The organism is Enteractinococcus helveticum, from assembly GCF_020742345.1.
GTDB classification, from domain to species: domain Bacteria; phylum Actinomycetota; class Actinomycetes; order Actinomycetales; family Micrococcaceae; genus Yaniella; species Yaniella helvetica_A.
In genome coordinates this window covers 122,407-148,228 of the sequence record NZ_DYXC01000072.1, presented here as the reverse complement: position 1 = coordinate 148,228, position 25,822 = coordinate 122,407, and the positions used below count along the sequence as shown (strand labels likewise).

Sequence of the window (25,822 nt, the reverse complement as noted above, 5' to 3'; positions counted from 1 at the left end):
GGCGCTTGGTCTTGTCGGGGAAGCAAAAAGCACCAGCACTACCAAGAATAATCACGGTTGGATAACATCCGTGGGATCTTGGGGCTGGTGCCGGGGGTGTGTTGAAATTTATGTTTTATCGTTCAAGCAAGATGGCTTCTCCCTGGCCACCGCCGCCACACAGTGCAATAGCTGCTCTACCACCACCGCGTCGGCCAAGTTCTTTTGCGGCAGTCAGCGTCAATCGAGCACCGGATGCGCCAACCGGGTGACCCAGCGCAATAGCACCACCATAGAGATTGGTCTGTTCCAGCGGATAATCGTCGAGCTCTTTAAGAGATTGCACGACGACGGCACCGAAAGCTTCGTTAATCTCCAGAAAGTCCAGATCGGAAATCTGCCAGCCGGAACGCTTGATGGCGGCCTGCACCGCATTGGCGGGTTGTGAGTGCAGCTGCGCATTGCGTGGACCAGCGACTTGACCGTAGCCTGCTACAGTCGCCAAGATGTTGAGTCCGTATTTTTGAGCATATTGTCTTGCCACTACGACAACTGCTGCTGCGCCGTCCGATATTTGCGAAGAGTTTCCTGCCGTTACACTGCCGTCTTCAGCAAAAGCTGCCGGAAGTTTGGCCAGCGTTTCTGTCGTGGTACCGTCGCGAATTCCTTCGTCACGATCAAATACGATCGGTTCCCCGCGACGCTGTGGAATTTCGACCGGCCGGATCTCTTCTGCACGCGCGGCAACGCCCTCGGCTGCACGTTGATGTGACCGTGCTGCAACGTAGTCCTGACTTAGTCGATCGAGCTTATGTGTAACGTTCCCTTGCTCGGTCAGAAGGCCCATCGAAACCTGACTGTCCTGGTCGGTTAGCGAATCGTGATCGGTAGCGTCGAGCATCGTGACGGGCCCATATTTATGCCCACCGCGCGATCCAGGGATCAGATGCGGGGCGTTGGTCATGGACTCTTGTCCCCCAGCGATTACAACATCAGCATCACCAAGAGCAATCATGCGGGCCGCATCGATGATCGCTGTTGCTCCCGAAAGGCAGACCTTGTTGATGGTTATACCGTGCACATCACGTCCGACGCCTGCCTGGAGTGCGGCTTGACGGCCTGGGTTCTGGCCGCAGCCGGCCTGGATAACCTGCCCCATGATCACTGTATCCACCGCTTCGGCACCCACGCCGGCGTCCTGCAGTGCACCGGTTATTGCGTGCGCCCCCAGATCGATGGCTGAGTAACTCTTCAGAGATCCAAGTAAGCGCCCGAAGGGTGTGCGCGACCCACCGACGAGCACAGCATCGCGTGGTGAAGTTGTAGACAACGTGACTCCTAAGATTTTGGCCTGTTGTCTAACTTATTCTATCGCACAAGGGGCTAAAACTAGTCAGTTGTATAACGCTGGTTTTCGGCTTTTAACGATAGCCGATTCACTGAGTTCATCAGGGCGTCCTCGGTATAAGAGCGAGCCCGTGCAAAACGTGTTTCGTCAGTTAGTTGTGTCCAGTCGTAAGTGTGAGTCACCTCGGTGCTATTGTCATCGATCGGACGCAGTTCCCACCGAAAGATATGCCCACGAGGTTCTTGGCCAGTGGGCGCTGGTTTCCAGGCAATGCGTCGGCCCTCATCGAACTCAATCACGTGATTGGTGCGGCTTTCACCGTTGGTCAAGGCCATCGTGAATTGTTGATCTACCGCAGTGATTCGCTGCCCTGCTGGGGCCTGTGCAAGATTATCGTTGCCGTCCCATTCTGGTTGTCGAGCAGGATCAGCGATGAGTTCGAATATGGTTGCAGCGGGCGCATTAATCGTCCGTGTGGCTTTCACAATGCGTTGTTCAGTCATGTCCTCTAGTGTTGCACCCCTGCAGCGAGGTTGGCTAGGTTCAGCGGCTACTCGTGGCGACCTTCGGCGCGCCAACGCACCCCGGCTTCGATGAACTCGTTAATCTCACCATTGAAGACTTTGTCCGGGTTGCCTTCTTCATGGTTGGTCCGTAAGTCTTTGACCATCTGATAAGGATTGAGCACATAGGAGCGCATCTGATCGCCCCAGGAGGCTTTGACATCGCCGGCCAGTTCTTTCTTTTTGGCTTCTTCTTCCTCTTTGCGCAACAGCAAGAGCCGCGATTTCAAAACCCGCATGGCCGCAGCGCGGTTTTGGATCTGGGATTTTTCGTTCTGCATCGAAACAACAATACCCGTTGGGAGGTGAGTCAATCGGACGGCAGAGTCAGTTGTGTTGACGTGCTGGCCGCCGGGACCCGAAGAGCGGAACACATCGACTCGCAACTCAGTATCCGGAATCTCAATAGAGTCATCCGATTCGATAAGTGGCACCACTTCTACCGCCGCAAAGGACGTATGACGTCGTCCTTGGTTATCAAATGGTGAGATGCGCACCAGACGGTGGGTGCCAGCTTCAACGGATAACGTACCGTATGCATATGGGGCGTTGACTTCAAAGGTCGCCGATTTTAGCCCTGCCTCTTCCGCGTAGGAAGTGTCCATGACTTTGGTGGGGTATCCGTTGTGCTCGGCCCAACGCAGATACATCCGAAGCAGCATCTGGGTGAAATCCGATGCATCGACCCCTCCTGCTCCAGCACGAATACTGACAACCGCTTCGCGTTCATCATATTCACCACTGAGCAAAGTAACGGTTTCCAATTGGCCCAGGGCTTTTTTAATACTGGCCAGTTCCGTATTGGCTTCCGCATAGAGATCAGTGTCGTGTGCCTCTTCGGCCAGCTCAATCATGACTTCTAGATCATCAATCCGTGCGGCCAAGGACGTGAGACGTTCTAGCTCATTTTCTTTTCGTGACAGCGCAGAAGTAACCTGCTGTCCGATACTCGGATCGTCCCAGAGATTCGGTGCGCTGGCTTGTTCGGACAGCTCAGCGATGTCGGCACGGATCTGTTCGACGTCAGATACCGCCTCGATAGATTCGTAGGTGTGACGCAGGTCTGCGATTTCTGCGGAAAAGTCAATATCAGCCATTATTCTTCAAGGATACGCGAAATGGGGGTCAGGTCATAAACGCCGAGTCATTGCGTAAGCTGTGTGCGTGCGGTGCCTTCGGCCGTCACGACGACGCCGGCGGGCAGAACCCAACTGACAACAGGCGGGTGTGCAGTCGCTGACAACTGTACCGAGACCGTCGTATCGCCGGTAACAAGGACCCGGTCTACTCGAAGGTTCGGGAACCTGTCTGCGGCGTCGACATTGCTGAGGTGTTGGTTGACCTGATTCGTTGCTGTGTCTGGCGTAATCGTCAGGCTAAATGATTCCGAATTGGCAACCGTAAAAGCTGTAGCAGCACTTTGAGCAGCAGAATCCGCGAGCGATAATAACTTGCGATGCTGCAAGGTTACGGACATGATTGCTGCGATGGTCAAGGCAAAGAGCAAGATGATGACCGTGGCACCGATGACGAATATGGACGTTTGGCCGTCATCACGTTGGCATTGAGGGGTCATTCAAAGTCTCCAATCACGTGATACCCGGTAGCATGCATCGTGGCAATACGGGTGGGGTTTCCTAGGAAAGTAGGAACTAGTGGCAAAACCACATCGATCGATACATGAACTTGTATCTGGGTTCCAGGGTCCGTGCATTCGGAGTTGCTGCAGTGAATAGTCGTGCTCGTGGCGTGTGGATCCAGTTGAAAATCTGCCGCGGTTAACTGGACAGTGCGGACCGCACGCGTTTCAGCCTGTGCTGCATCCTCGGAAAAGCCCACAGTTTTTGCAGCCTGGTCCGCCGCAGCTACAGCGGCATATCCTGCCGCTTGAAGCTGTGAGATGGTCAGAAGCAAATATATTGCTGGGATCAGCAAGATGATCGACAAGCCGATGAACTCAACTGTGGCCGACCCTTCATCGCTACGGGGTGAGATCATAAGCTTGTGCCGTCGCTGACAGTGGGATGGGAGCGGTGATGAATCCCAGTAGGGGAAGCTGATGTGTCACAGTTACTGTGATGAGATCGCCTTGGCTCGCCCGCGCGATGGTTACGATTGCTGATTCTGCATTCGGGATACTACTAGTAAGCAGTGCAGCAGTTCGTTTTTGTCCATCAGATAGATTACGATCTGCCAGCGCAGCATAACGCGCTCCAGCAGACGCTGCGTCGATCATAGTGTTTCTGGTATGGATGATAACGCCAAGCTGCAAAATAGTCCCACAGAGTAAAGTCACCAGAGCGATGATCATCGCTGATTCAGCTACGATCGCGCCAGATTCTTTAGGAGAGCTCACTCTAGGACCCTGAAACACGCGCAATCGCTTGTTCAAACAACCCATTGAGTGCAGGTCCTGCGAGCGCCAGTAACCCTGCCACCAAAATAGCCGACATGAGGGTGATCATGACCCATCCGGGGACATCCCCACGCTCGTCAGAGATAGAATCGATCTTGAAGTACGTCACAAGGCGATAAAATAGGCGCATAGTGAATCCCTTTCGAAATTACAGTCCGATGTTGAGTAATGAGAGTCCGGGGAAGATTGCGAAAACCACGGTCAGCGGTAAAATACCGAATATTAATGGGACGAGCATCGAGATCTCTTTTTTGCCAGCGAGCTCGAGTAGTTCGCGTTTGGTAAGTTCACGAACGTCTCGTGCCTGTGCATACAGCACCGTTGCAAGGGGTGTTCCTCGTTCGTGTGCAACAGTCAAGCCCGTGATAAACCGCTCCACCGGATGAAGCTTCAAACGAGTTGAGCACGACTGGAGCGCAGTGGTCAGGCTATCACCAGAGCGTATGTCGGTTATCACCAGAGTGAACTCATAGGCGAGTTCTCCGTGAGCAGTGGTGGCAACCCGTTCAAGCGCACTATGTGCCGAATCTCCTGCCGCCACGGACAAGGCCAATAGTTCGGCAACAGTCGGAAATTCCGCAAGAATCTTAGTCCGTCGTCGGTTAATTTGGGCGGTCAAGAGATTATCCCGAGCAAAAAATGCGATCACAGTGGCAACTGTGACGACAATAAGTCCAATGATTGGGTTCAAAGAGTGATTGAGCGCTGCCCAAATGCAACCGGAGGTGGCCAGCACTGCTGCTCCGACAGCCATGATTAATTGTTGAGCTCGGTAGTCTGCCACGGTAAGGCGAGAGCCGGCTTGTGCTAATCGCGCGGCAAGCTGCGCATTACCTAGGTTCAGCCTATTGAGCTGGTCAACTCCTGCCTGCACCAAAGGAGCGCTAATGATCGACAACGTACCGAACATCGTAAGGGTGGTCTGTTCAGTTTTTTCTGCAGTCGAGTATCCGCGCATCTGGGGAGCGACTCGTTGTGCCAAACTCGGCTTGTTAAACCGGATACCTACCGATAGCAACATCGTGATCCCGATGGCCCCTGCAATTGCCAGCCCGACGGCTATCCACATTGAAACGGTCATAGGACTCTCCGCTCGGCGGGCAGGGAACCGATTTTCAGCATCAGTTGGTAGCACACGACTGAAACACCCACCCCACCTAATAAGATCACTAACCCACTCACAGATTGGTAGGCTGCTGCGGCCTCAGGCTGAGTAGCCAGCAGCAGGAGAACTAACCAGGGTGCCACTACAGCCAACCGTGCTCCGTTAATGGTCCAGGATTGTCTCGCTTCGAGTTCCGCTCGGGTTCGTGCATCGTCACGCAAAAAATCAGACAACGTTTCAAGCAAGCGACCGATATCTGCACCACCGACCTCGCGGGTCACCTTAAGGGAGGCGATTAACCGGTCAGCAGTTGGATCTGCTAAGGAATGCTTGAGCCGATCAAGAGCATCTGTAAATCGTGCTCCAGCTCGATAATCCGCGGCGAATTCTTTAAACGCATCACGAAGCTCTTCGGGCCCACGATCAGCTAACTGAGTTAGGGCTTCGGGCAAAGTCAAGCCTGCTCGTACGGCTGAACGGAGGTTGTCGATGGCATCGGGCCAGATCTCGCGTAACGCAGTTTGTCGTCGACTAGCTTGCCATCTCAGTACCGCCCATGGAGCCACGGCAGCAAATAGTGCAAAACAAAGACCGATCGGAACTGCTCCGGTAAGAGCAGAGAGACTCACAAAAACTACCAAGGCGAGCACAACAGATAGCATCACGACGCCAGGAACCGTTAGACGATCTATTCCTGACTGGGCAATGAGTTGATGCGCCTTTGACGGAGGTCGATTCTTAGATTTGATGGGCTGTGGCCAAAATGACCACCAGATCATCAGTAATCCTGCTCCGAGCAGAAGCCCCATAACGACACTCATGCGACTTCACCAATGACAGTGCGAATGTCTACGCCGGCAGCGGCGAATTTCGGGTTCTCCATCAAACCTGTATGGTTCAACTTCAGTTCGCCGTCTACTGGGCGGAAGACCGAGGTGGATTCTATGATTCCGTTCTCCACACGGTTACCAACCGCCAGAATCTCAGATACATACCTGTGTCCATCATGACTGCGAGTGCAATGCACGACAAGATCAAAACAACTGGCCACGGTCGGCGTAACAAATTCCCTGCTAATGTTTTCTCCAGCCAGCAGTGGCAAGGTACAAATTTTCGCTAATGCGTCATGGGCAGAATTGGCATGCACGCTGCACATGCCAGCAAGACCCGCATTTAACGCCACGAGCATATCGAGCGCCTCAGCCTCACGGACTTCGCCAACGATGATGCGATCGGGCCTCATACGCAAAGCTTCTTTCACTAGCCGTCGCAATGAAATCTCCCCGACCCCTTCGAGGTTAGGCTGCCGGCACTGCATATTGACTACGTCTCTCTGCGGCACCTTGAGTTCAAAGATCTCCTCGACAGTAATGATTCGTTCTCGTGGGCCTATCGATGCAGAAAGGCAATTGAGCATGGTGGTTTTGCCGGCCTGCGTTGCTCCAGATACCAGGATGTTGAGACCAGCGCTGACGGCAGCGTCAAGAAATGCTGCGGCCTGGGAGGTCAGACTTCGCTTACGCACGAGGTCCGATAATCGATGCGCTCGAACCACAAATTTTCGAATGTTTACTGCCCAGTGTTTGGCTGTGATATCTGGGATGACAACGTGGAGCCGTGAACCATCCGGTAATGCGGCATCAACGAAGGGCGTAGACAGGTCAAGCCGTCTCCCGCTAGTCTTGAGCATCTTTTCTACAAGATCGGCCACTTGCTGTGAAGTTAAAGAAATATTAGTTAGTTCGGTAACTCCATTGCGCGCACAAAATATTTGTGACGGCGTATTGATCCACAATTCCTCTACCTCGGGATCGTCAAGCAAGGGCTGAAGTGGACCAAATCCTGCTACAGCATCAAAGACCGCTTGTTGCGTTGAATCTAAATCATTTAGAACCGGGAGTTGAGACTGCAGGCTGCGCGCATCGTAGTCTGCGGTCGCCGACGCAACGAGTGCGCGTACTTCGTCAGGCTGCCCAGTGGGATCGATACCACGAGAACGAATCAGCTCACGGACTTCCAGTTCTAGCAATTGCTTGGCTTCCATGGGTCTCCGTCTTCAACCAAGGTGCATTTAATGAGTTGGTGACACGATTCACTTTCGTCAACTCAGCTTTATGTTTCAAGCCTTGATTGACGCTTTGTGGATAACCGCAATGATTGCTTTCATTTTCCACATGCGTAGGAAATTATCTTCACCATAAGCCGCAAATGCACGAATATGAGTGGACAGACGCGAAAGGAAAGGAATGCTACTCCAAATCTTTGGTTTGCCTGATAGTCCTACCTGGTGGCATCTCAATCGTATCCCTTCAGATGGGGGTGGTGGCCTAGCTTTGCACTTACGTCAAGTGGTTCCCGGCGCAAAGAACCTCAGGTTTTACATTCAAAAACTACCGTTGGATGACATGACTGTGCAGCAACTCTCACAGCTGTGGTCTGATGGCGTGGGATATCTGATAGCAAAACCGGCTCAGGCCGCTGCAATCAGTGAGCCAGAATCCAGGCTCTTACTAGTGACCGATGAAGGTCGCGACGCTGGCAGAATCTTTCCCCTGACTCGAGCTAACCTCGCTGTCGGAAGAAGTGGTTCTCAAGCGCAAATCCGTGATCCATGGCTCTCGGCTCATGACTTTAACATTCGAATGTCTTCCAACGGCACAGTCGTCACCCCGATACACGATATCCCCGTCCATTGGGAGTCCGATGAGACGTTTGTGGCAGGTAGGACACGGTTCAAACTTCATCGAGGTGCCGGCGACCGATTGCGCGTTCCTCACTATCCGGGCGCCTTCGAAGTCTCTTGTGGCCAGCCTCCCTCACCGCCCAACATAGTTCTGCAGGTGATTGGTGCAGCTGCCCCCTTGTTGATCGGCATAGTGCTGATGGTCGTTACCGGGATGTGGTATTTTCTGTTGTTTTCGGGAATTTCTGTCATCATTGCTTTTGTGCTCATCACGCAATATCGAAAGTCTCGGAGGCGATTCATCGAGAAGATCAGTGCGGCACTCGCCTCAACGGTGGAGAACATTCACAACAGCATCTTCACTCCGTCTCAGCTGATGTTAGCTTTGACAGCTCACGTAGCTGATCCCCTAGCCCTAACGAAAAAGCAGCCGGAGAATCCAGTCATTCACGTAGGATCTGGTATCTGCAAAGCGCAGATGCTGCATGTCCAAAATACGCAGCAATGGGATGCGTATCTAGATGCACGGACTGACTTGGTCCTAGAACTGCTACCAGGCCAGCGCACCGTAATCATTGGAGAATCAGACCTTCTTCAGCCGCTGAAGAACTGGATCATTGCTCAGCTGTTGCGCCATGTCCGAGCCACGGCGACAGGTCTAGTCATCGATGGTCACCAGGTGGGTGGTTCACCTCGCGTAGAGATATCGGATGGCCTCACTCCATCAGACAACGCCTCAGTACACCACCTGATATTCACCAAGGATGTCTATTTTGCAGATAGTTCCACCATCGTATTGGATCTCAATAGTCATCGAATTACGGGTTCATGGACTGCAACCGATGTCGTCCCAATTGGCATTAGCAGCATACTTCTTGACCGGATCACGCACGAACTAGGACTACACCAACCAGCTCATCAGCCCAGTTCTAATCACCTGGTGTTGTCGTCACCGTGTATGCGTGGTCAGGCAATATCGCAACTTGCAACAAGTTTGGGGACCGGAACGCTTGGTCTGACTTTCGATCTGGTTTCCGACGGCCCGCATGTCCTTATTACTGGAACCACTGGATCTGGCAAATCTGAACTGTTACTCACGCTGCTGGCTGGTTTTGCGGAACGTTATCCCCCGTGCGAGATCAGCATGATTCTGTTGGATTTCAAAGGCGGTTCATCTTTCAATGTATTAGCCATGCTGCCACACGTTATGAGTGTGGAGACTAACCATATAGCAGCAACTTCTTTGCGATCTCTCAAAGCCATCGCCGCCGAACTGTTTCGCAGAGAACGCCTATTTTCTGACTATCAAGTGGCAGATTATGACGATTTCCGGCGTCGGGCACCTCATATCGTCTTACCCCGGCTCGTCGTAGCGATTGATGAGCTCAGAGTATTAGTCGAGCAGAACCCAGAGGCGTCGACAACGCTCGCCCACCTTGCGGCCACGGGTAGATCACTTGGGTTTCATCTCATTATCGCCACCCAACGAACACAAGGCGCTGTCAGTGCCGACATTCGGGCAAATATCGGATCATCAATCTGTCTGAGAACTGCCACTGAGCATGATTCATGGGATGTTTTAGGGACTGCTGAAGCATTTTCGATCTCCCCTACGACACCTGGACGGGCGTACTACAAGGGTGGAGCAAGTAAACCTCAACTTTTTCAGACGTGTCGCTATCTACTGGATGACGAGCCAGTGGTTCTGCAACCCATCGACACTTCCCAGCGGTCGTTCGACCAAACCACAACGGATTGGTCAGCGCTTGTTCAAACACTACGGGAACGAGCCAGTGACCTGCCGCTTCCTGATCCGATTATATTGCCGGCTTTGCCACAGCATATATCTAAGTCTGCTCTTCAGCCTGTCGACAGTAGCATGGAAGCCACCGCTATCGGGTTAGTCGATGACCCTATGCAGTCCAGACAGTTTCCGGTTTACCTCGGCCAGGCACCTTCCGGTAGCGAAGAATTTGTGCTGTCTAGGTCTGTCGCCTGGATTGGTGCAGCAGATAGTGGCATTACACAGTCACTGTATGAAACGTCACGCTATGTTTTGGGAACGGCAGTTCACCGAATATTTCTTGATGGACAGCCTCACGTACAGACCTCAAAGGGGTGGGACACATACTTACACCATTCTGCGGCGAACGCAGATGTGCTAAAACAGTTCCTAGCGGATACCGCAACAGTCCTGGCTACCAGTGCAGAAGTCATCATAGTCATTGCTGATTGGGGTAGTTGGGCTGATGCGCTCGTAACAGGTAGTTTTCAGGGTTTTGAAGAACAGCTAATTCAAATCATGCGACAGTACTCTACGAATTTGAAAGTGTATGTGTTTGGTGGCCGAGAACTCGCCGGAGGTCGTTTACTCGGAATGATTCCCGATCGATTCTATTTACCCAAGAATTCATCGATCGAACATCGGATGATTTGGCCCAAGCTTGTAGATACCCCAACGGTGACATCTCGTGCAGTCTTGGTCACAGCGGATGAGCCTAACGGTGGTTGGGAAGTTCAGCTGGTCAATGGTTCATAGCGACGCTGAGCCATAGCGGAAGAGTATAGACAGATCGTTGCTGCAGTAGCCACGTTCAATGATTCTGCTAAGCCATAGAGGGGAACTGCTACCCTTTGATCGGCCAATCGAAGTTCATGGTCATTGAGTCCTTGGCCTTCATTACCAAATAACCAAGCCGTTGGTTCATTGAGCATGCCGGGGTCTGTCTGGTCTAATACCCGAGTGCCATAACCATCTGCAGCGAAGATTCGTCCCTGAAACGATGCAACGAATGCACCTATTTCTACCCGGGGGTAGACCGGAAGGTGAAACAGTGAACCCGCTGTGGACCTGACAGTTTTGGGGTTGTAGATATCGACTGTGCCTGGAGTAGCCAGAGCATAATCAGCGCCAGACGCATCGGCAACGCGAATGATTGTGCCGACATTACCTGGATCTTGAACGCGTACAATTCCAGCAACTAAATCAGCGCGCGGAGATGGTTGAAAATTATTTGATGGCATGTTGACGACGGCAACGATGCCCTGATGGACTACCGCATCGGACATGGACTGTAGCACTTGATCCGATGTCTCAGCGACGAACACATGGGCGGGAAGTTGCTGTACGAGCGCAAAGAGGTCAGGGTGAGAAGTTGCAAGCCGCTGTGTGTAATACACTTCCGCTACAGTTTCACCAATCGGCCACATTTGTTGGGCAGGCTCAGATAGTTTGAGCAATCCGAGGTGGGCACGGATAGCCTCGGTCGCTGATTGTGGACCTTCGGCCAGAAATTGCTGTCGACGGTTTCGCACAGCAGAACGCCCCGCCAACCGGGCGACCCGTTTGACGCGATCGGCATACGGGTTATCCATCAGATTGACGGGGCGTTGTGTCATGTTCTGAGTGCTAAATGTTATTTAGCGGCAGGTGCGTTGACGTCTGCAGGCAAAGCTTCTTTTGCCATTTTGACCAGAGCGGAGAATGTCTCTGCGTCAGATACGGCAATTTCAGCCAGCATACGACGGTCCAATTCAATTTCAGCCAGTTTCAGACCCTGGATGAAACGGTTGTAAGTCATACCGTTGGCACGTGCAGCCGCGTTGATGCGGGTAATCCACAGACGACGGAAGTCGCCCTTACGCTTATGGCGGTGCTGGTAGTTATAGACAAACGAGTGCAGCAGCTGTTCGTGTGCTTTACGGTATAGACGTGAGCGCTGACCGCGGTAGCCTTTAGCGCGCTGCAGTACTGTGCGGCGCTTCTTTTTTGCGTTAATCGAACGTTTGACACGTGCCATGCGTTCTACTCCTTATTTATATATTCCCTTTGGTGGGGAGAAAACTGATGGTGATGGTACCTGTAGAGGTCTGCTAGATGCCAAGCATGCGACGAATGCGTGCGACGTCAGCTTTAGCCAGCGCGACGTCTGGCTTCAGACGACGTTTGTAGCGTGAGGACTTGTGCTCCAGGTAGTGACGGCGGTTTGCACGTTCGCGCATCAGCTTTCCTGACCCGGTCACGCGGAAGCGCTTGCGGGCACCGTTGTGAGTCTTCATTTTCGGCATAGTGGCCGTTCTCCTTATCGTTATCAGCTGGCTTCCGCACGAAACCAGTCTCAGTCTTGTGACAAGACGCTGTGTCCCGGAACCGAGATCAGCTCGGGCAATTTTTCATCAAAACGAACTGTTTAGTTTTTTGGTCCAGGTTTGGGACCATCATTGGCCTGCGAGGCTTGTTGTTTCAGTTCTTCTGGCATGGCATCAGCAATCGAATTCTTTGGTTCTGCTCGCTGTGCTTCTTCTTCACGTGCTTCACGTGCAGCAGCTGCCGCACGGTCACGACGGGAACCGCCACCCTGACGAGGCTTATGAGCTCCGCCTTTTCCGCGAGTAGCTTGTGCACCCCTTAGAGGGCCAACCACCATAACCATGTTTCGACCGTCTTGACGAGGTTTAGATTCAACCTCGCCGAACTCGGCAACATCATCAGCGAAGCGTTCCAATAACTGAACACCAAGTTCAGGACGTTGTTGTTCGCGGCCACGGAACTGGATCATTGCTTTGACTTTGTCACCAGACTTCAGGAACTTCTGAGCCTGGGAGACTTTGGTCTGGTAGTCGTGGTCTTCAATTTTTAGACGGAAGCGAACTTCCTTCAGCTGGGTAGTTGCCTGGTTGCGGCGTGACTGCCGGGCTTTGACAGCCGCCTCGTATTTCCATTTACCGAAGTCCATCAATTTGGCAACAGGTGGTTTAGCTTTGGGAGCCACTTCCACCAAATCTAAATCAGCTTCAACAGCCAACCGCAACGCATCTTCAATGCGCACGATCCCGACCTGTTCGCCCTCTGGGCCAACCAACCGGACCTCGGGCACGCGAATGCGTTCGTTTACTCTTGGCTCGCTAATGAGATATCTCCTTGCTTGGGTGTCATACTGGTAGTCACCACTCCCCATGGTGGCTTCCAGGAGAGACATAAAAAATGCCTCCCTGCAAAGACAGTGGAGGCTAAACCGATAACACAAGGGGTGTTATCGACTCATCGAAGAAAGCTTAAGCTTCATTCGGGCTACCCGATAACAAGACATAAATCCGTCGGCGGGTGGGAGGAAACCTCCACTTGTCATACGTCGATACACTGTATCATGTTCGACCATTGATCTCAATTTGGTGTAATGGGCCTTGCGTCTCCTCTCTGCACGAAAATTCTGTCCCACTGAAATTTTCCGACACAAGTTGTGCCAAGCTTAGACGTATGACTGAACCACATGATCACACCCAAGACGGTGTATATGCATTCGGGCTGGATGACGTCGAGAATCAAGTCCGCGAGATCCACGAAGTACCCGCCGCCGAAGTTATCTCCACGACGGCTGTCCACCTGATGACAGCAGCTGCTGTCAAAGTTGGGTTGGGTGACATGCCGAATGCCCGGGACCATATTGACCTTGATGAGGCGCGCAAGCTCATCACCGCACTTGCCGGACTCATTGTTGCGGGTGCCGCTGACATGGGTGCGGCTCACGCTGCACCACTTCGTGACGGCCTGCGGAGTCTGCAGCTGGCCTTCCGGGAGGAGTCCATTGTCCCTGACCCACCGGGTCAAGGGCCCGGCGAAAAATACACCGGACCAGTCAACTAACAATTATTCTCGACTCCGGCGTTGCACAAGATGGTTGTTCAGCGCCGGAGTGAACAGCAAGATCAACACGACGCCACCCGAGATTATCAGCGCACCGCCCAGCAAGATGTCGCCAAGTTGGAAATAGGTAAATGAAACGATTACCGCCAACAATTCTGCAACGATCAACGCACCGCGCGGCCACGCCTTGCCTTTATTGACCCCAACAGCGGCAGCGATCAACCATACGGTACCAAGTAAATACAAGAAGACTAAGAAGATAATCGCTGAGACTGGCAGCTGACCCGTCCCGCTGCCCATAATCGTTAGGACGGCGCTAACTAAAAGCGCAACGGCTTGACCCAAAACCACGAGAACCACAGCCCTCACGAAAAGGAACGCTTGAGTGCTCTGTGGTGACTGTGACATGTCGTAACTCCATGACTAAAAAAAATCGACTGTAAGACAAAAAGATGCACGTCTCAGCGTATCGTCATTTGGGCACCCTTGATGTGATCATCGCATCATCGCTCATCACTTTCACTGTTCAATGTGATTAACAACTCGCGGTTTTCGGAAGAATTCTCGGAAAAGCTCTTGAAGAGGTGCACACTCCGTGAAAAGCTGGTTCATAACACATTAATGGAGATCCGTAATCTGTTTGTCTTTATGGGACACATCACGTGTCATCGAGACTGACGCGTTTTTAATTACCGATCACAAGGTACTTTTATTTCACGCTTAGAAAGCGTCATTTAGGGAGCGATTATAATGGATTGGCGCAGTAAAGCTGCCTGTCTTGACAAAGACCCAGAACTATTCTTCCCAGTAGGCAATACTGGCCCTGCATTACTGCAGATAGAAGAAGCCAAAGCAATCTGCCGTACCTGCCCAGTTCAAGAAGTCTGTCTGCAATGGGCAATTGAGACCGGCCAAGACTCCGGTGTCTGGGGTGGCATGAGCGAGGACGAACGCCGCGCGCTGAAGCGTCGTAAGGCTCGCGCTCGTCGCGCCTCATAACTACAGATTTTTTCAAAAAGGTCGGTGCTACAGGTCATGTGTGGCACCGACCTTTTGTTCTTTAAATAGCTAATGGTCTAGTGGAATCAACACTACGGCACGAGTACCTGCTGCCCCATATTTATCGGGTAACTGACGTTCCCAACTGATCGAGCCACGAAGATCAGATTCCACAAGGGTCCGAATAATTTGAGTACCCAAGCCGCTACCGATTGCTGCAGTCGCCGCCGGCCCATCGACGACACCTTCATCAAGGACTTCGACTTTCAAATACGGATGAGGCTGGCCTGGCGTATGAACCCGTTTGGTTAGCAAGGAGATCATCCCACCATCCGGGCCTGTGCCATGTTCAGTTGCATTCGTGGCTAATTCATTGACTACCAGGGCTAATGGAGTGGCGAGGTGACCTGGCAACTGTCCAAAGCTGCCTTGAATCCGAGTAGACACCGGACGCGATCCTGCTGCAATCTCAACGGCCATCGTAAACTGACGGTTCAATAGGTCGTCCATGTCAACGGTAGTTTCCATGGTCTGCGATAAGGTTTCGTGGACCAAGGCGATCGCATCGACTCTCGACATGGCTTGCAAAAGCGCCTGACGTGCGCCGTCGGATTTCATTCGTCGCGATTGCATACGGAGCAGGGACCCCACGGTCTGCAGATTATTTTTTACACGGTGATGGATCTCTCGGATGGTCGCATCTTTGCTGATGAGTTGTTCATCTCTGCGACGAATCTCGGTGATGTCCCGTAGTAATACTAGTGCGGAGAAGTGTTGCCCTTGGTCGTCTAGCAGGGGAATCGAACGAGCTGACAGCACGATATTGCGGGTTTCGATATCGACTCGGGCTGATTGGCGTCCAAACAGAACTGCTGGCATAACCTCGTCTATGGGCATATTGAGATCAAGCTGATTGGTCACTAATCTCGAAAGCTGACGCCCATCAACGGAGTCTCTGATGCCAAGTTTTCGAAAAGCCGACGTCGCGTTCGGGGAAGCGTAGGTAATCAGCCCGTGGGCATCGATGCGCACCAGCCCATCCCCCACTCGCGGATTACCGTGACTTGTCGAGGACGCCTTTGAATCCTGTGCCGGCCAGGTGCCGTGGGCGATCATGACGAATAAATCGTTGGCGGATTGTCGGTAAACCTCTTCCAGCCGTGAGGTGTGACGTTGTGAAACGAGATTTTGGTGGACGGTTACCACCGCCATGGTTTCGTCCTGTCCGACCACCGGCCAGGCGGACACCCCGGGTGGGCCACCTACGTCGTCGCTGCTTTGTGTGAAGGGTTGTCTACTCGTAAAGACCCGCTCTAGTATCAAACCGATACTTGCCGGAGGCGCGGTTCCGGTCATATCTTGGGGCAGCGTGGTTTGAGCGGTAACGGGTCGAGCCTGTGCTATCGCAATATATGAATCGTCGTGTGGATACCACAACACCATGTCGCAGAACGAGAGATCTGCTGCGATCTGCCATTCGGCGGTAATGAGCTCTAGCCGTGGTGCGTGCCGCTGGTCAACAAAAGACCCGGGAGTCGAGGTGTGCATGTTTGTAGCGTAGTCTCGACGCCCGGGTTTTGCGAAGCGGGGCCGCGATTACAGAATCAAACTGCGCAGTCGGCGCAAGACGACGGTCATCATGGCAAGATCCGTGTCTTCGTGCATGGTCTGGGCATCAAATTGTTCTGCTATCTGGGTTAGGAAACTGCGAACGCGTGCCACGCGTCGGAGGTGGTCGGATTCCCAGTGCGCCACTGCTTCAGCTGGTGAGCGCCCTTGGACTCCCTCGGTCGTCAGAACTTCACCGGTAAGTTCGGTAAGCCAAGAATAGAGTTCCTCACGCATCGACGCTCTGGACAGCGAGTCCCACCGGGTTTCCCGAGACAAACCACTGATGAGATCCAGCAAGTAGCTGACGTTGAACTCATCGTGGAGAGCAAAAAATATCCCGATGACGCGCTTGGGATCTTCATCGAGACGAGCAGCCAGATCCACGATGTCCATTAGCGAATAGGCTTCGAACATCCGTGAAGTTCGTACGGCGAGCTGCGGCTCGAAGCCAGCTTCAATCAAGCGATCACGGTCGGATTCAAATCTTCGCTTGGTATCACCCACGAATGCTCCGGAAATCTCTGGAATCAATTCGGTCACCGGTTCCAGGTAGCTGGAGATTCGTTGTTGCATGGTCAGATCGGCGCGCTGGTGGTGGATAATCCACCGGGTGATTCGATCCGTAAGACGTCGCAGCCGGAATCCAATCTCCCATCTGATCTCCGGGTCGATGCTTCGTGGCAACGCGTCAAGTTCCTCGCGGTATTCATTGATCTCATAAATCCATTGGCCAGCCAAAAATGATTCGACAACCGTGTGAGTGTCAGCTCCGGTTTCTTCTTGGGCACGGAATACCGTGGTGATCCCTCCGGTGTCGACCACATGATTTGCAACCGACATCGCAATAATCTCCCTGGCTAACGGATGATTAAAGACCGTCCGACCAGCGCGTTGCTGCAAAGTTTTCGGGAAATACGCATAGAGCCAGTCATTGAACCACTCATCATCGACCATTTCAGATTCCAGTAGATCGTGCATCATCTGGATCTTGGTATACGAGGCAAGGATCGCTAATTCAGGAGTGACGAATCCTTTACCGTGTTCCATGCGCTGGCGAAGTTCCTCTTCGGAAGGCAGAGCCTCTTGTTCTCGGTCTAGCCCGGCGTGTTCTTCTAACCACGCGGTGTGGCGGATCAGCGTCGGGGTCCACTCCGCGTCGAGGCCTTCTTCCAGACGCAATAGGGCGTTCTGGGACACGTTGGTTTTCAGCACCAGCTCTGCAACCTCGTCGGTCATTGACAGCAGCAGCTGGGTCCGTTCCTCAGGTGCGATGAGGTTTTCTTCAAGCATTGTATCGATCAAGATCTTGATATTGACTTCATGATCCGAGGCGTCGACACCACCTGAGTTATCGATCGCGTCCATGTTAATTAACACCCCGTTGAGGGCTGCTTCAACACGTCCTGCCTGGGTAGCACCAAGGTTTCCACCTTCGCCGACGACTCGAGCACGCACTTGGGAACCGTTGACCCGAATCTGGTCGTTGGCGCGGTCGCCGACGTCGTCGTGGGTTTCTTCTGATGATTTGATATAGGTTCCGATACCGCCGTTATAAATTAAATCGACCGGGGCTTGCAGGATTGTCTTGAGCAGTTCGTTCGGCGTCATTTCGGTGACGGTCTGATCGATAGCAAAGACCTTACGCATCGGCTCGGTGATTTCCACCGAACGAGCGGTACGGTCAAAGACGCCGCCACCTGCAGAAATCAGCTCCGGATTGTAGTCACTCCACGATGAGCGCGGTAGATGGTAGAGGCGTTCGCGTTCTTCGAAGGAAACTTCTGGATCCGGATTGGGGTCAATAAAGATGTGCAGGTGGTTGAAGGCGGCGATCAGTTTGGTGTGACGGGATCGGCGCATACCGTTGCCGAACACGTCACCCGACATATCGCCGATGCCCACGACCGTGAACGGCTCGGCTGTTACATCTATGCCTAGTGTGCCAAAGTGCGATTTCACTGACTCCCACGCACCGCGAGCGGTAATGCCCATGCCTTTGTGGTCGTAGCCCACCGAGCCACCTGATGCGAAGGCATCACCCAGCCAGTGGCCGTATTCGGCGGCGATTTCGTTTGCGATATCCGAAAAACCGGCGGTCCCTTTATCTGCCGCTACGACAAGGTAGGTATCCGTGCCATCGTGTCGGATGATATTGTCACGAGTCCAGGTCACGCGTCGACCTTCAACGGTGCGCTGGTTATCGGTGATGTCCAGCATGCCGCGCATAAAGGTTCGATAGGCTGCACGTCCGGCTTCGAGCCAGGCTTCCCGATCGACCGAGGGATCCGGCAGACGGTGAGCGTAGAATCCTCCTTTGGCACCTTGAGGCACAATAACGGCGTTTTTGGTTTGTTGGGTCTGCACCAGTGACAGCACTTCGGTGCGGAAGTCTTCTCGACGATCCGACCACCGCAGCCCACCGCGAGCAATCGACCCGAACCGGAAATGCACACCGGAGACCTGTGGTGAGTGTACCCAGATTTCATGCAGCGGCTGCGGATGTGGGGCAAATGGGATCCGTTGCGGTGCGATCTTGAAGCTTAGCCACCCGTGGCCGGTATAAGCATTCGTTCTGTCCGTGGCTTGCATAACCGTCAAATAGTGACGAAGCAAGCGATCGGCATCTAGGGTTGGGACTTTGTCGAAGCGTTCGTGCAGCTTGGCCACGATGTCCTCAAGTTGTTTAACTCGAGCCTGTGATGCCAAACCGTCGCGTTCTTCTCCGACCCCGGCTAGGTCCGGGGCAAAGCGCGTGTGAAAGTACTCCACTAATCCTGCGGTGACTCCCGGGTTAGCCAACAGCACCTCGGCCATGAATTGCAGCGAGTTGGGTAGCTGCAATTGCCGCAGATAGTGGCCATAGGCACGCAGTACTGCCACCATTTCGGGGGAAACCCCCTGATGAAGCACCAGTTTATTGAAGGCATCAGCTTCAATATGCCCGGCGATAGCTGAGGAAACCGTATCCTCCAGGAGTTGTGCCACGCTGGAGAGGTTCACGTCTTCGTCGGCGACCAGCCCGACGTCGTAGAGGTAGTAGTCGTCTCTATTGCGCGGCGAAATACGGAACGGGTACTCATCGGTGACTTGGACCCCCAGCTCCCCAAGGATTGGCATGAGCGTGGTCAAGGTGATGGGCTGGACCGAGTAGATTTTCATGCGCGCCCCGGTCTCCCCCTGCACCAGGTAAATGGCTGGCCGGTCCTGTTCCAACGCGGTGAAACGCGAAATATCTTCCATCGCGTCATCGATTTCAAAGCGGACCCGGTAGTTCGGTGGGAATGCCTCATCCCAGACCTGAGCAGCTTCGACCCCGGAATTCTCGCCAAAGACGGCGACAGCCTGGATGTCGACACCTTCTTTCCAGGACCGTACAGCCATCACAAGGTCTTCTTCGATTAGGTCGTGGTCAACCTGGTCATAACCGTCCCAATCTTTGGGTAATTGAATGCGGTAGAACAAGCGGGCCAGCACCGATTCATCGAGGTAGACGTTGAAGTCCAGCGAGGTAGCGTTGAGGTGATCTACGAGAACCTCCTGGATCCGCAATCGTACTGAAGTGTTGTAGCGATCGCGCGGCAGATACACCATGGCTGTCATAAACCGGCCATAGATGTCTGGTCTCAAAAACAGTCGAGTTTTGCGACGTTGGCCCAATGACAAGATGCCTAACATCGTGTCAAGCACCTCTTTGGGGCTCATTTGCATCATTTCGTCGCGCGGATACCGCTCGAGTTCATGATTCAGTGCGGCACCCGAGTGTGATTGTGGGTCGAATCCTGCTTCGGTGCGGACTTGCTCGGCAAGTTCGTGAGCATAGGGCACCTGGTCGATCGGAACCGAGCTCAAGGTGGGACGCCACAGTCCAATGAATCGGCGTTCCCCGATGGTCTCGCCGTCGTCATTATACTTTTTGGCGCCAATAAAATCCATGTACGCGTTTCGATACACCCGTGAACGCGAGTTGGTTTTAGTGATGATCAGCGGTTGTGGCTTATCAATTTGTTGCTGTCCCAGTGCGGTCAGCGGCTGAGCGGTTGATGCTTGGTCCCGCATAATACCCAGTCCGGTTTCCATATTGGCGGCAAGATACTGTTGCCCATGCTCATTGGTGGCCAGCTGGTATTCGCGATAGCCCAGGAATACGAAATTATCATCGCGCATCCATTCCAACAGACGGGCAGCCGGTTCGATATCCTGAACCCAGTTCGGGCCCTCAGTTCGCAGCGCCTGGGCGGTATTGGTTGCGGCGTGTTTCAGTTCTTCGTAATCACTATTCGCAGCACGAACATCAGACAGTGATGCCTCGATGGCTGTCACCAGAAGCTCGGCTTGTTCCGGTTGCAACGGTATACCGGTTTGGATGGAAATCCAGGACTGTAGCTCCGCGTGGTAGCCCTTAGGAGACGGCGGAATTTGTTCCAACGGCATGACCCGGTCGCCTGAGATCCGAGGCGGGTGCGCTGGTAGTTCAAAAATATCGGTGAGTTGACCGTCATCGTCTGCGTGTTGAGCGACCACGATGGGGTGAACGACCACCGAGATCGGTATGTCCATCTTATTGAGTTCGGCCGACACCGAGTCGACCAAAAACCGAATGTCTGGGTGAACAACTTGAATCACGGCGTGCCGCGGATAGTGTCGGATAGCAATTTTTGGTTTGCCGGCGGCTTTGACGGCAAGTTCGAGGTGACATTGCACCATCTCGTCACGACCTTGCTCGCCTAGGACCCGCTGATCTTCTGGGCCAATATGCCGAAAATAGGCTCTGGCAAGCTTATCCGTCGCTTCGACGGGACTATCCGTGGACGGCGCTGTCCACAACGGTTCGTTCGCGGGCATCATGCAACTTTCTGTTGGTAACCTTTCAGAGTGACGGCGCCATTGCCGCCATCCATCACCCTAGCTTCTGACCAGGTCTGAAAACAGGGTTGAGGCACAATCTGGTTCATAGCCGCGCCCAAAAAGCTTATCCAGGAGTATAATTAAGACTTCTTGGTGAATTTCAACAGTCTGCTTCGCGATCTTGACGGGGCTTTTTGCTTCAGCGAGGAGTTGTTAGCAGCAGGTGCTAAGTTGGTCACACATGCCTGCATGAGTCGTTGGATCGCCAACCGGATCTCGGCCTTCGGAGCACTTTCTGCCAGGGTTTTGCCAGACAGTAGCGCCCCAGCGGTAACTTCCGGAGCCCACCCGATAAATTGTTCCAAGTCCACTTTTGGTCCGAAACGTTCCCAAACACTGCGCAACTGCCGCTTCGGACTCAGGCCTGACGACATAGGGGTGACCTTGTTGACGATCGGCACGATGTCGCTGTTGGTTGTTTCCCTCAGGTGCTCTAGGCCTTTCATGAACCTGACAAATCCAACCGGGTCGCCGGTCCCAACTGCTATCACGGTATCTGCATTGGTCACAGCGGTGATGGTGGTGGCGTTGCGCTGCGGTGCAGGAATGTCAAAACTGAGTTCCTCATCTTCTTCAAGGCCAAATCCACAGTCAATAATAATGACATCCCAGCCCTCACGTGCGACGTCTAAAACGTGTGCCCACGCCGCCGCACGCACTTGCGGCCAGCGTTCTGGACGCGTCAACCCCGTGAGCACATCCACTGCGGATCCCTGAACAGTGACCCGCTGCGTATAACGCGCCAGACTCGCGGTATCCAAACCACGATGTTCGGCAGCACGGCAGGCTTGGGCAATGGCTGCGGTGTCTTCCAGCAATCCCAGATACACCGAGACTGCAGCCCCATAGGTATCTGCGTCAATAAGCAGCGTACGATAACCCGCCAGTGCCGCTTCCACCGCTAAATTCACCGCGATAGTTGTCACACCGGGTGAACCTATGGGGCCCCAGACTGCGATGATCTGGCCGCGGTTGTTACCTGATTGGACAGTTGGCTCTTCGACTTCGTCCGCGTCAACAACAGGGGTCTGTTCAGCATGCTGCGCAGATCCAAAATCGACGTAATCCAGGCTGTCGCTTTCACTGGATGCTCCCCCATTATTCACCACGTCCATCTCAGAAATATCCGATCCCATGCCGGCATTGGCAGCTAGCGTATAAGCGACTGGATTTTCGGGGAGATCCTTGGTTGGGTCATATGGCCTTGCACGGCGACCACGACGCCGCGAGGGTGTGGCATTGGGATCGAGTTCTGCAAGGACTTGCGAATCTTCCTGGCTCAATGACGAGTCGCCTTGAGGTTCTGGAACCACCTGGTGAGCGTCAACACTTTCTAGCCACGCGACGAGTTCAGCACCCGACAACTGTGGTGAGACGACGGGAATACCTAGTTCGGTTAATCGTTGACGATCGTCAACGACGTCGCTAATGGCAGCCAACTTAGGAGCTCTGTCATCGATGTTGCTCAGTTGTTGCAGGGTCTCCAAAGTCACCAGGTCTAAATCATCTGCCACCAAGACAATATCCACCAGCCCCGACCGGGCCACCGCCATCAGCTCTGCAAAGGCATGACATCGGTGGGTAATCGTCACATCCGAGCGCGTGGACTCAATCGGGGTGACATGATCAAAACGCGGGTTGATCGTGGTAGCAACATTGAGAACTGCCATTTCAAATCAATCTCCCGAAATGGACGGTACCAGCGAAATCTTAGCCCCATTGGCCTGTGCATCTAACACCCCGGGTAAAGCATCCTGCGACAGCATCAAGTACACAGTCGTGGTGTCTGCGGCAGCAAATGTGGATGTGTTGTCATCAATATCCACAACTTCTGCACTGCTAATGAGTTTGTGTGGTTCCTCAAAGCCTCGACCATCTGAATCGGCAAGTGCAACCCACACATCGGCTCGTGAACCGGTGGTAACCGAGGCCGGCATATCCTCCGAAATTCGAATCCCCACTTGCTGTCGTCCGCCTGGGTCAGCTTCATTGACTTGTCGCTGGGCTAGGAACTCACCTTGCAAGATTGTTGAGGCGACATAAAATTCCGAAGGCAGATCTTGTTCGGCCGACCAGTATATATCCGAGGCCTCAGACATGCTGGCTTGAACGACATGGAAGTCCTCAGGTTTCACTTTGACTCCCGGAACGACATCGACCGACGCTGCCCAATAGCCCTGCCGAGAGTCTGCAGCTTGCATCAACGCCACAACCCCGGCGACTGAAAGGACGACAAGAATAACGCCCACGATCAAGCGTGGATCGCGCCATCCGGGGGTGCGGATACGTGGGGCTTCTACGATTTTATCGTTCATGGGTCTTCCTCACGGGCGGTTACAGTCATCTACTGTGGCAAATCGCATAACAGAATATAAGGGTTGATCGTCCTATATTCGGAGGAACTCTCAGAGAGACGATTCACGGTCAGGCTAACGCATATCTCATCACTTGTGAACATTCAGCATCTCACGTATTCTAAAATCATCAAAGATCCCCAAATTTACCGATACAGGAGCTGCAATGGCCCGCTTTATGACCCTGACGGATGTTGCAGAAGAACTCCAGATCTCAGCCGCCGCCGTACGTAACATGGTGCTCAAAGGAGAACTTGAAGCTTTCCAGATCGGTGGTCGCGGTCAGTGGCGCGTTGATTCCCAGAAGTTTGAGCAATTCATCGAAGAACTCCACGAAGAACAGCGCCAACGCGTAGCGGAAGAACAACACACCGACCAGCATCAGTAGATGTTTCCAGCCCGTCACACTATATCTTCAAGCCCCATGGGCGAAGCCCTGACGAGTTGAATCGCGTCGGTTGGGATAATTCGCCATCCCTGTACCACTGATGAACGCCGAAACTCATCACGTGCATGTATCGCAATGTCGAGATGATCTTTCCCGACACGGTCGATCGTTCCTTCAGCTAACATTGCGCCCTGCCGTGAGACAACTTGCACCGGTTCTCGACGTCGCGCCAATGTGCGGTAAATAGCAAGCACGCTCGGGCCAGCACGCATGGGTCGAGATGGCACGACAGCTCGTTTCAAATTCGTGTCAATCCCCCGGATGGCGTCCCGCACGATGATGACTGAACTTGTCTCGTCAATACCACCGACCCAGGCGGGCCCAACGGATCTGAGATCAATGACTTGACTCCGCCCATCCGCCAGAACCATCCGTACTTGTTCACCCAATGCCCCACGTAGGCGATCCATTAAGGTCAGCTCAGCCCATAAGCCCCGAGTCAGCTCTGCAGCATCTTGTTCAACAGCTTCCCAGTGACCGAACTGCAGCTGAGCTTCGAGATCAGCAAATAAATCATTCCATCGCATGAGTTCACCCTAAAACCAGATCCACTTGAATTCACGGGTTGACCGCACGTTAACCACCAACGAATCCGAAAAATCTGTGTGGACAAATTCCGTCTAATCAATCAAAGTGAATCAAACGATATCTAACATGATAAAAATTATCCGTTGACATTCAAACAGAGGCTCTGTCAAACTACTGTCATCTTCGGCACCACCGTTTCAGGAGACAGTATGACGATCGATACGACGAACGAGATGCATCGAGCTGGCATAGAAGACATCTTGTTAGCGATTCTTGGAGTGATATCTGGACCGCTACTGTGGTGGATGAGTCAATCCTGGAAATCACAGCCCGCAGCTTCCTCTCTTCATACCTTGGAATACTGGATCGCCTTACTGTGCGGTCTGATTGGCGCAGCTCTAGCCGCTGTCTGGATGATCTACCTACTCGCAGCCATGACATACATAATCGGGGTTAAGACTCGACGTGCTGCACTTACATACTGGTCTGAACTCTTCACGCCGAAGTTTCTTCGTCGCATCCTCATTTCTGTACTCGGCGCACAGCTGGCACTTTCTTCCCAAGCGGTTGCAGCCCCAGAAGATGACAGCACTGCAATAGAGACACCTAGCACTTCACAACAAGAAGGATTTATGCCGTACGTAGCAACCCCTACCGAAACAAACCGCCTCGCAGAGGAAGACCAAGCTGGTATCAAATCTTCGAGCCCGTCTCCTGATTCGAGCGCACTGACAGCCCCCATCCAGGACTCCACGCCGAGTGCGACAGAGCCTGCCCTGACACCCAAGCCTCGAGAGACAAGCCACGTCGAAGTGTCACCCAGTCCCTCTGCTATTGCCAGTGACGAAGCACAAATCGTCCCAACGCCGCGCCAGACCTCAACTATCCCGGTGGAGTCTCTCCATTCCCACCCAGAGGCGTCAGACAAAGAGCCGAAGAATCACCAATCACACACTTACACACCGCAGCCAGTTCCTGTGGCTCCGCATTTGTCAACACCACGACCTAGCAGCAACACCACACAAACCGAAACATTCGTGGTCAAAGCAGGAGATTGCCTGTGGGACATTGCCCATTACGAACTTGGTGCAGATGCGACCCTGTATCAGATCGATCGTCGCTGGAGACAGTGGTGGGAGCACAACTATCAACTCCTGGGTGACGATCCACACACATTACAACCGGGAACCCTTCTCGAGATTCCGCCATTCACCGAGTAAACAATCGATCATTCTCACA

At 53.2% G+C, this 25,822-nt stretch carries 25 protein-coding genes; 5 read left to right on the top strand and 20 right to left on the bottom strand.

Going from position 1 to position 25,822, the window contains the following annotated elements; translation table 11 throughout:
* Positions 1 to 115: 115 nt before the first annotated feature.
* From K8V32_RS06550 to K8V32_RS06505, 10 genes are read right to left on the bottom strand one after another with little or no spacing between them, the layout of a single operon-like run.
* Positions 116 to 1,309: an acetyl-CoA C-acyltransferase gene (locus K8V32_RS06550; RefSeq protein WP_303904673.1), complete on the bottom strand. Its 1,194-nt coding sequence runs from the start codon at positions 1,307 to 1,309 to the stop codon at positions 116 to 118.
* Between the two features lie 59 nt (positions 1,310 to 1,368).
* Positions 1,369 to 1,830 carry an SRPBCC family protein gene (locus K8V32_RS06545; RefSeq protein ID WP_303904671.1) on the bottom strand — a complete coding sequence of 154 codons (462 nt, stop codon included), beginning with the start codon at positions 1,828 to 1,830 and terminating at the stop codon, positions 1,369 to 1,371.
* A gap of 47 nt (positions 1,831 to 1,877) precedes the next feature.
* Positions 1,878 to 2,987 carry a peptide chain release factor 2 gene (gene prfB, locus K8V32_RS06540; RefSeq protein WP_303904669.1) on the bottom strand — a complete coding sequence of 370 codons (1,110 nt, stop codon included), beginning with the start codon at positions 2,985 to 2,987 and terminating at the stop codon, positions 1,878 to 1,880.
* 47 nt (positions 2,988 to 3,034) lie between these two features.
* The gene (locus K8V32_RS06535; protein WP_303904667.1) at positions 3,035 to 3,466 is read right to left on the bottom strand and encodes a pilus assembly protein TadG-related protein; all 432 of its coding nucleotides are present in this window, start codon (positions 3,464 to 3,466) and stop codon (positions 3,035 to 3,037) included.
* Positions 3,463 to 3,888 carry a hypothetical protein gene (locus tag K8V32_RS06530; protein WP_303904665.1) on the bottom strand — a complete coding sequence of 142 codons (426 nt, stop codon included), beginning with the start codon at positions 3,886 to 3,888 and terminating at the stop codon, positions 3,463 to 3,465. The genes K8V32_RS06535 and K8V32_RS06530 overlap by 4 nt, the downstream gene beginning before the upstream one ends.
* Positions 3,872 to 4,246, bottom strand: a complete 375-nt coding sequence (locus K8V32_RS06525; RefSeq protein WP_303904663.1) for a TadE/TadG family type IV pilus assembly protein — start codon at positions 4,244 to 4,246, stop codon at positions 3,872 to 3,874. Before K8V32_RS06525 ends, K8V32_RS06530 begins: the two co-directional genes overlap by 17 nt.
* A gap of 1 nt (position 4,247) precedes the next feature.
* Positions 4,248 to 4,436 (bottom strand): hypothetical protein, encoded by a 189-nt coding sequence (locus K8V32_RS06520; protein WP_303904661.1) that lies wholly within the window; start codon positions 4,434 to 4,436, stop codon positions 4,248 to 4,250.
* A gap of 18 nt (positions 4,437 to 4,454) precedes the next feature.
* Positions 4,455 to 5,387, bottom strand: coding sequence for a type II secretion system F family protein (locus K8V32_RS06515; RefSeq protein WP_303904659.1), 933 nt, complete (start codon positions 5,385 to 5,387; stop codon positions 4,455 to 4,457).
* Positions 5,384 to 6,232: a type II secretion system F family protein gene (locus K8V32_RS06510; RefSeq protein ID WP_303904657.1), complete on the bottom strand. Its 849-nt coding sequence runs from the start codon at positions 6,230 to 6,232 to the stop codon at positions 5,384 to 5,386. Before K8V32_RS06510 ends, K8V32_RS06515 begins: the two co-directional genes overlap by 4 nt.
* Positions 6,229 to 7,455 (bottom strand): TadA family conjugal transfer-associated ATPase, encoded by a 1,227-nt coding sequence (locus K8V32_RS06505; protein WP_303904656.1) that lies wholly within the window; start codon positions 7,453 to 7,455, stop codon positions 6,229 to 6,231. Before K8V32_RS06505 ends, K8V32_RS06510 begins: the two co-directional genes overlap by 4 nt.
* Positions 7,456 to 7,816: 361 nt before the next feature.
* Here K8V32_RS06505 and K8V32_RS06500 point away from each other — a divergent pair, with 361 nt between their 5' ends.
* Positions 7,817 to 10,633 carry an FtsK/SpoIIIE domain-containing protein gene (locus K8V32_RS06500; protein WP_303904655.1) on the top strand — a complete coding sequence of 939 codons (2,817 nt, stop codon included), beginning with the start codon at positions 7,817 to 7,819 and terminating at the stop codon, positions 10,631 to 10,633.
* Here K8V32_RS06500 and K8V32_RS06495 read toward each other — a convergent pair.
* The 4 genes from K8V32_RS06495 to infC all read right to left on the bottom strand — a co-directional run bounded on the left by K8V32_RS06495 (position 10,612) and on the right by infC (position 13,052).
* Positions 10,612 to 11,493, bottom strand: coding sequence for a TrmH family RNA methyltransferase (locus tag K8V32_RS06495; RefSeq protein ID WP_303904654.1), 882 nt, complete (start codon positions 11,491 to 11,493; stop codon positions 10,612 to 10,614). The genes K8V32_RS06500 and K8V32_RS06495 overlap by 22 nt on opposite strands.
* A gap of 17 nt (positions 11,494 to 11,510) precedes the next feature.
* Positions 11,511 to 11,894: a 50S ribosomal protein L20 gene (gene rplT / locus K8V32_RS06490; RefSeq protein WP_043058548.1), complete on the bottom strand. Its 384-nt coding sequence runs from the start codon at positions 11,892 to 11,894 to the stop codon at positions 11,511 to 11,513.
* 73 nt (positions 11,895 to 11,967) lie between these two features.
* Positions 11,968 to 12,162 (bottom strand): 50S ribosomal protein L35, encoded by a 195-nt coding sequence (rpmI, locus tag K8V32_RS06485; RefSeq protein ID WP_043058549.1) that lies wholly within the window; start codon positions 12,160 to 12,162, stop codon positions 11,968 to 11,970.
* A gap of 122 nt (positions 12,163 to 12,284) precedes the next feature.
* The gene (gene infC, locus K8V32_RS06480; RefSeq protein WP_303904942.1) at positions 12,285 to 13,052 is read right to left on the bottom strand and encodes a translation initiation factor IF-3; all 768 of its coding nucleotides are present in this window, start codon (positions 13,050 to 13,052) and stop codon (positions 12,285 to 12,287) included.
* A 299-nt stretch (positions 13,053 to 13,351) separates the two neighbouring features.
* Here infC and K8V32_RS06475 point away from each other — a divergent pair, with 299 nt between their 5' ends.
* The gene (locus K8V32_RS06475) at positions 13,352 to 13,738 is read left to right on the top strand and encodes a DUF1844 domain-containing protein (protein ID WP_303904653.1); all 387 of its coding nucleotides are present in this window, start codon (positions 13,352 to 13,354) and stop codon (positions 13,736 to 13,738) included.
* 3 nt (positions 13,739 to 13,741) lie between these two features.
* Here K8V32_RS06475 and K8V32_RS06470 read toward each other — a convergent pair whose 3' ends face one another.
* Complete coding sequence (locus K8V32_RS06470; RefSeq protein WP_303904652.1) at positions 13,742 to 14,146, bottom strand: hypothetical protein; 405 nt, start codon at positions 14,144 to 14,146, stop codon at positions 13,742 to 13,744.
* A 342-nt stretch (positions 14,147 to 14,488) separates the two neighbouring features.
* Between K8V32_RS06470 and K8V32_RS06465 the strand changes: the two genes are divergently transcribed.
* On the top strand, positions 14,489 to 14,737 hold the full coding sequence (locus K8V32_RS06465; RefSeq protein WP_303904651.1) for a WhiB family transcriptional regulator: 249 nt from the start codon (positions 14,489 to 14,491) through the stop codon (positions 14,735 to 14,737).
* A 69-nt stretch (positions 14,738 to 14,806) separates the two neighbouring features.
* Here the strand turns inward: K8V32_RS06465 and K8V32_RS06460 are convergent, their stop codons facing one another.
* From K8V32_RS06460 to K8V32_RS06445, 4 genes are all read right to left on the bottom strand, one after another.
* On the bottom strand, positions 14,807 to 16,285 hold the full coding sequence (locus tag K8V32_RS06460; protein ID WP_303904648.1) for a sensor histidine kinase: 1,479 nt from the start codon (positions 16,283 to 16,285) through the stop codon (positions 14,807 to 14,809).
* A 48-nt stretch (positions 16,286 to 16,333) separates the two neighbouring features.
* Positions 16,334 to 21,193, bottom strand: coding sequence for an NAD-glutamate dehydrogenase (locus tag K8V32_RS06455; RefSeq protein ID WP_303904645.1), 4,860 nt, complete (start codon positions 21,191 to 21,193; stop codon positions 16,334 to 16,336).
* Between the two features lie 140 nt (positions 21,194 to 21,333).
* Positions 21,334 to 22,923: a CpaE/TadZ family protein gene (locus K8V32_RS06450; protein ID WP_303904642.1), complete on the bottom strand. Its 1,590-nt coding sequence runs from the start codon at positions 22,921 to 22,923 to the stop codon at positions 21,334 to 21,336.
* A gap of 6 nt (positions 22,924 to 22,929) precedes the next feature.
* Positions 22,930 to 23,568 (bottom strand): hypothetical protein, encoded by a 639-nt coding sequence (locus K8V32_RS06445; protein WP_303904639.1) that lies wholly within the window; start codon positions 23,566 to 23,568, stop codon positions 22,930 to 22,932.
* 205 nt (positions 23,569 to 23,773) lie between these two features.
* Here K8V32_RS06445 and K8V32_RS06440 point away from each other — a divergent pair, with 205 nt between their 5' ends.
* Positions 23,774 to 23,995, top strand: coding sequence for a helix-turn-helix domain-containing protein (locus K8V32_RS06440; RefSeq protein WP_303904636.1), 222 nt, complete (start codon positions 23,774 to 23,776; stop codon positions 23,993 to 23,995).
* 14 nt (positions 23,996 to 24,009) lie between these two features.
* On the opposite strand, the gene K8V32_RS06435 is transcribed toward K8V32_RS06440, so the two are convergent.
* Positions 24,010 to 24,582 carry a hypothetical protein gene (locus K8V32_RS06435; protein ID WP_303904633.1) on the bottom strand — a complete coding sequence of 191 codons (573 nt, stop codon included), beginning with the start codon at positions 24,580 to 24,582 and terminating at the stop codon, positions 24,010 to 24,012.
* A 210-nt stretch (positions 24,583 to 24,792) separates the two neighbouring features.
* Here K8V32_RS06435 and K8V32_RS06430 point away from each other — a divergent pair, with 210 nt between their 5' ends.
* On the top strand, positions 24,793 to 25,803 hold the full coding sequence (locus tag K8V32_RS06430; RefSeq protein WP_303904630.1) for a LysM peptidoglycan-binding domain-containing protein: 1,011 nt from the start codon (positions 24,793 to 24,795) through the stop codon (positions 25,801 to 25,803).
* Positions 25,804 to 25,822 lie beyond the last annotated feature (19 nt).

What these genes read in the sequence shown, in the direction of transcription:
- infC (WP_303904942.1), bottom strand. Translation starts at nt 13,052, where the DNA reads ATGGGGAGTGGTGACTACCAGTATGACACCCAAGCAAGGAGATATCTC.
- K8V32_RS06440 (WP_303904636.1), top strand. Translation starts at nt 23,774, where the DNA reads ATGGCCCGCTTTATGACCCTGACGGATGTTGCAGAAGAACTCCAGATC.
- prfB (WP_303904669.1), bottom strand. Translation starts at nt 2,987, where the DNA reads ATGGCTGATATTGACTTTTCCGCAGAAATCGCAGACCTGCGTCACACC.
- K8V32_RS06445 (WP_303904639.1), bottom strand. Translation starts at nt 23,568, where the DNA reads ATGAACGATAAAATCGTAGAAGCCCCACGTATCCGCACCCCCGGATGG.
- K8V32_RS06545 (WP_303904671.1), bottom strand. Translation starts at nt 1,830, where the DNA reads ATGACTGAACAACGCATTGTGAAAGCCACACGGACGATTAATGCGCCC.
- K8V32_RS06535 (WP_303904667.1), bottom strand. Translation starts at nt 3,466, where the DNA reads ATGACCCCTCAATGCCAACGTGATGACGGCCAAACGTCCATATTCGTC.
- K8V32_RS06530 (WP_303904665.1), bottom strand. Translation starts at nt 3,888, where the DNA reads ATGATCTCACCCCGTAGCGATGAAGGGTCGGCCACAGTTGAGTTCATC.
- K8V32_RS06515 (WP_303904659.1), bottom strand. Translation starts at nt 5,387, where the DNA reads ATGACCGTTTCAATGTGGATAGCCGTCGGGCTGGCAATTGCAGGGGCC.
- K8V32_RS06430 (WP_303904630.1), top strand. Translation starts at nt 24,793, where the DNA reads ATGACGATCGATACGACGAACGAGATGCATCGAGCTGGCATAGAAGAC.
- K8V32_RS06500 (WP_303904655.1), top strand. Translation starts at nt 7,817, where the DNA reads ATGACTGTGCAGCAACTCTCACAGCTGTGGTCTGATGGCGTGGGATAT.
- rpmI (WP_043058549.1), bottom strand. Translation starts at nt 12,162, where the DNA reads ATGCCGAAAATGAAGACTCACAACGGTGCCCGCAAGCGCTTCCGCGTG.
- K8V32_RS06520 (WP_303904661.1), bottom strand. Translation starts at nt 4,436, where the DNA reads ATGCGCCTATTTTATCGCCTTGTGACGTACTTCAAGATCGATTCTATC.
- K8V32_RS06455 (WP_303904645.1), bottom strand. Translation starts at nt 21,193, where the DNA reads ATGATGCCCGCGAACGAACCGTTGTGGACAGCGCCGTCCACGGATAGT.
- K8V32_RS06505 (WP_303904656.1), bottom strand. Translation starts at nt 7,455, where the DNA reads ATGGAAGCCAAGCAATTGCTAGAACTGGAAGTCCGTGAGCTGATTCGT.
- rplT (WP_043058548.1), bottom strand. Translation starts at nt 11,894, where the DNA reads ATGGCACGTGTCAAACGTTCGATTAACGCAAAAAAGAAGCGCCGCACA.
- K8V32_RS06475 (WP_303904653.1), top strand. Translation starts at nt 13,352, where the DNA reads ATGACTGAACCACATGATCACACCCAAGACGGTGTATATGCATTCGGG.
- K8V32_RS06450 (WP_303904642.1), bottom strand. Translation starts at nt 22,923, where the DNA reads ATGGCAGTTCTCAATGTTGCTACCACGATCAACCCGCGTTTTGATCAT.
- K8V32_RS06495 (WP_303904654.1), bottom strand. Translation starts at nt 11,493, where the DNA reads ATGACACAACGCCCCGTCAATCTGATGGATAACCCGTATGCCGATCGC.
- K8V32_RS06465 (WP_303904651.1), top strand. Translation starts at nt 14,489, where the DNA reads ATGGATTGGCGCAGTAAAGCTGCCTGTCTTGACAAAGACCCAGAACTA.
- K8V32_RS06460 (WP_303904648.1), bottom strand. Translation starts at nt 16,285, where the DNA reads ATGCACACCTCGACTCCCGGGTCTTTTGTTGACCAGCGGCACGCACCA.
- K8V32_RS06510 (WP_303904657.1), bottom strand. Translation starts at nt 6,232, where the DNA reads ATGAGTGTCGTTATGGGGCTTCTGCTCGGAGCAGGATTACTGATGATC.
- K8V32_RS06470 (WP_303904652.1), bottom strand. Translation starts at nt 14,146, where the DNA reads ATGTCACAGTCACCACAGAGCACTCAAGCGTTCCTTTTCGTGAGGGCT.
- K8V32_RS06435 (WP_303904633.1), bottom strand. Translation starts at nt 24,582, where the DNA reads ATGCGATGGAATGATTTATTTGCTGATCTCGAAGCTCAGCTGCAGTTC.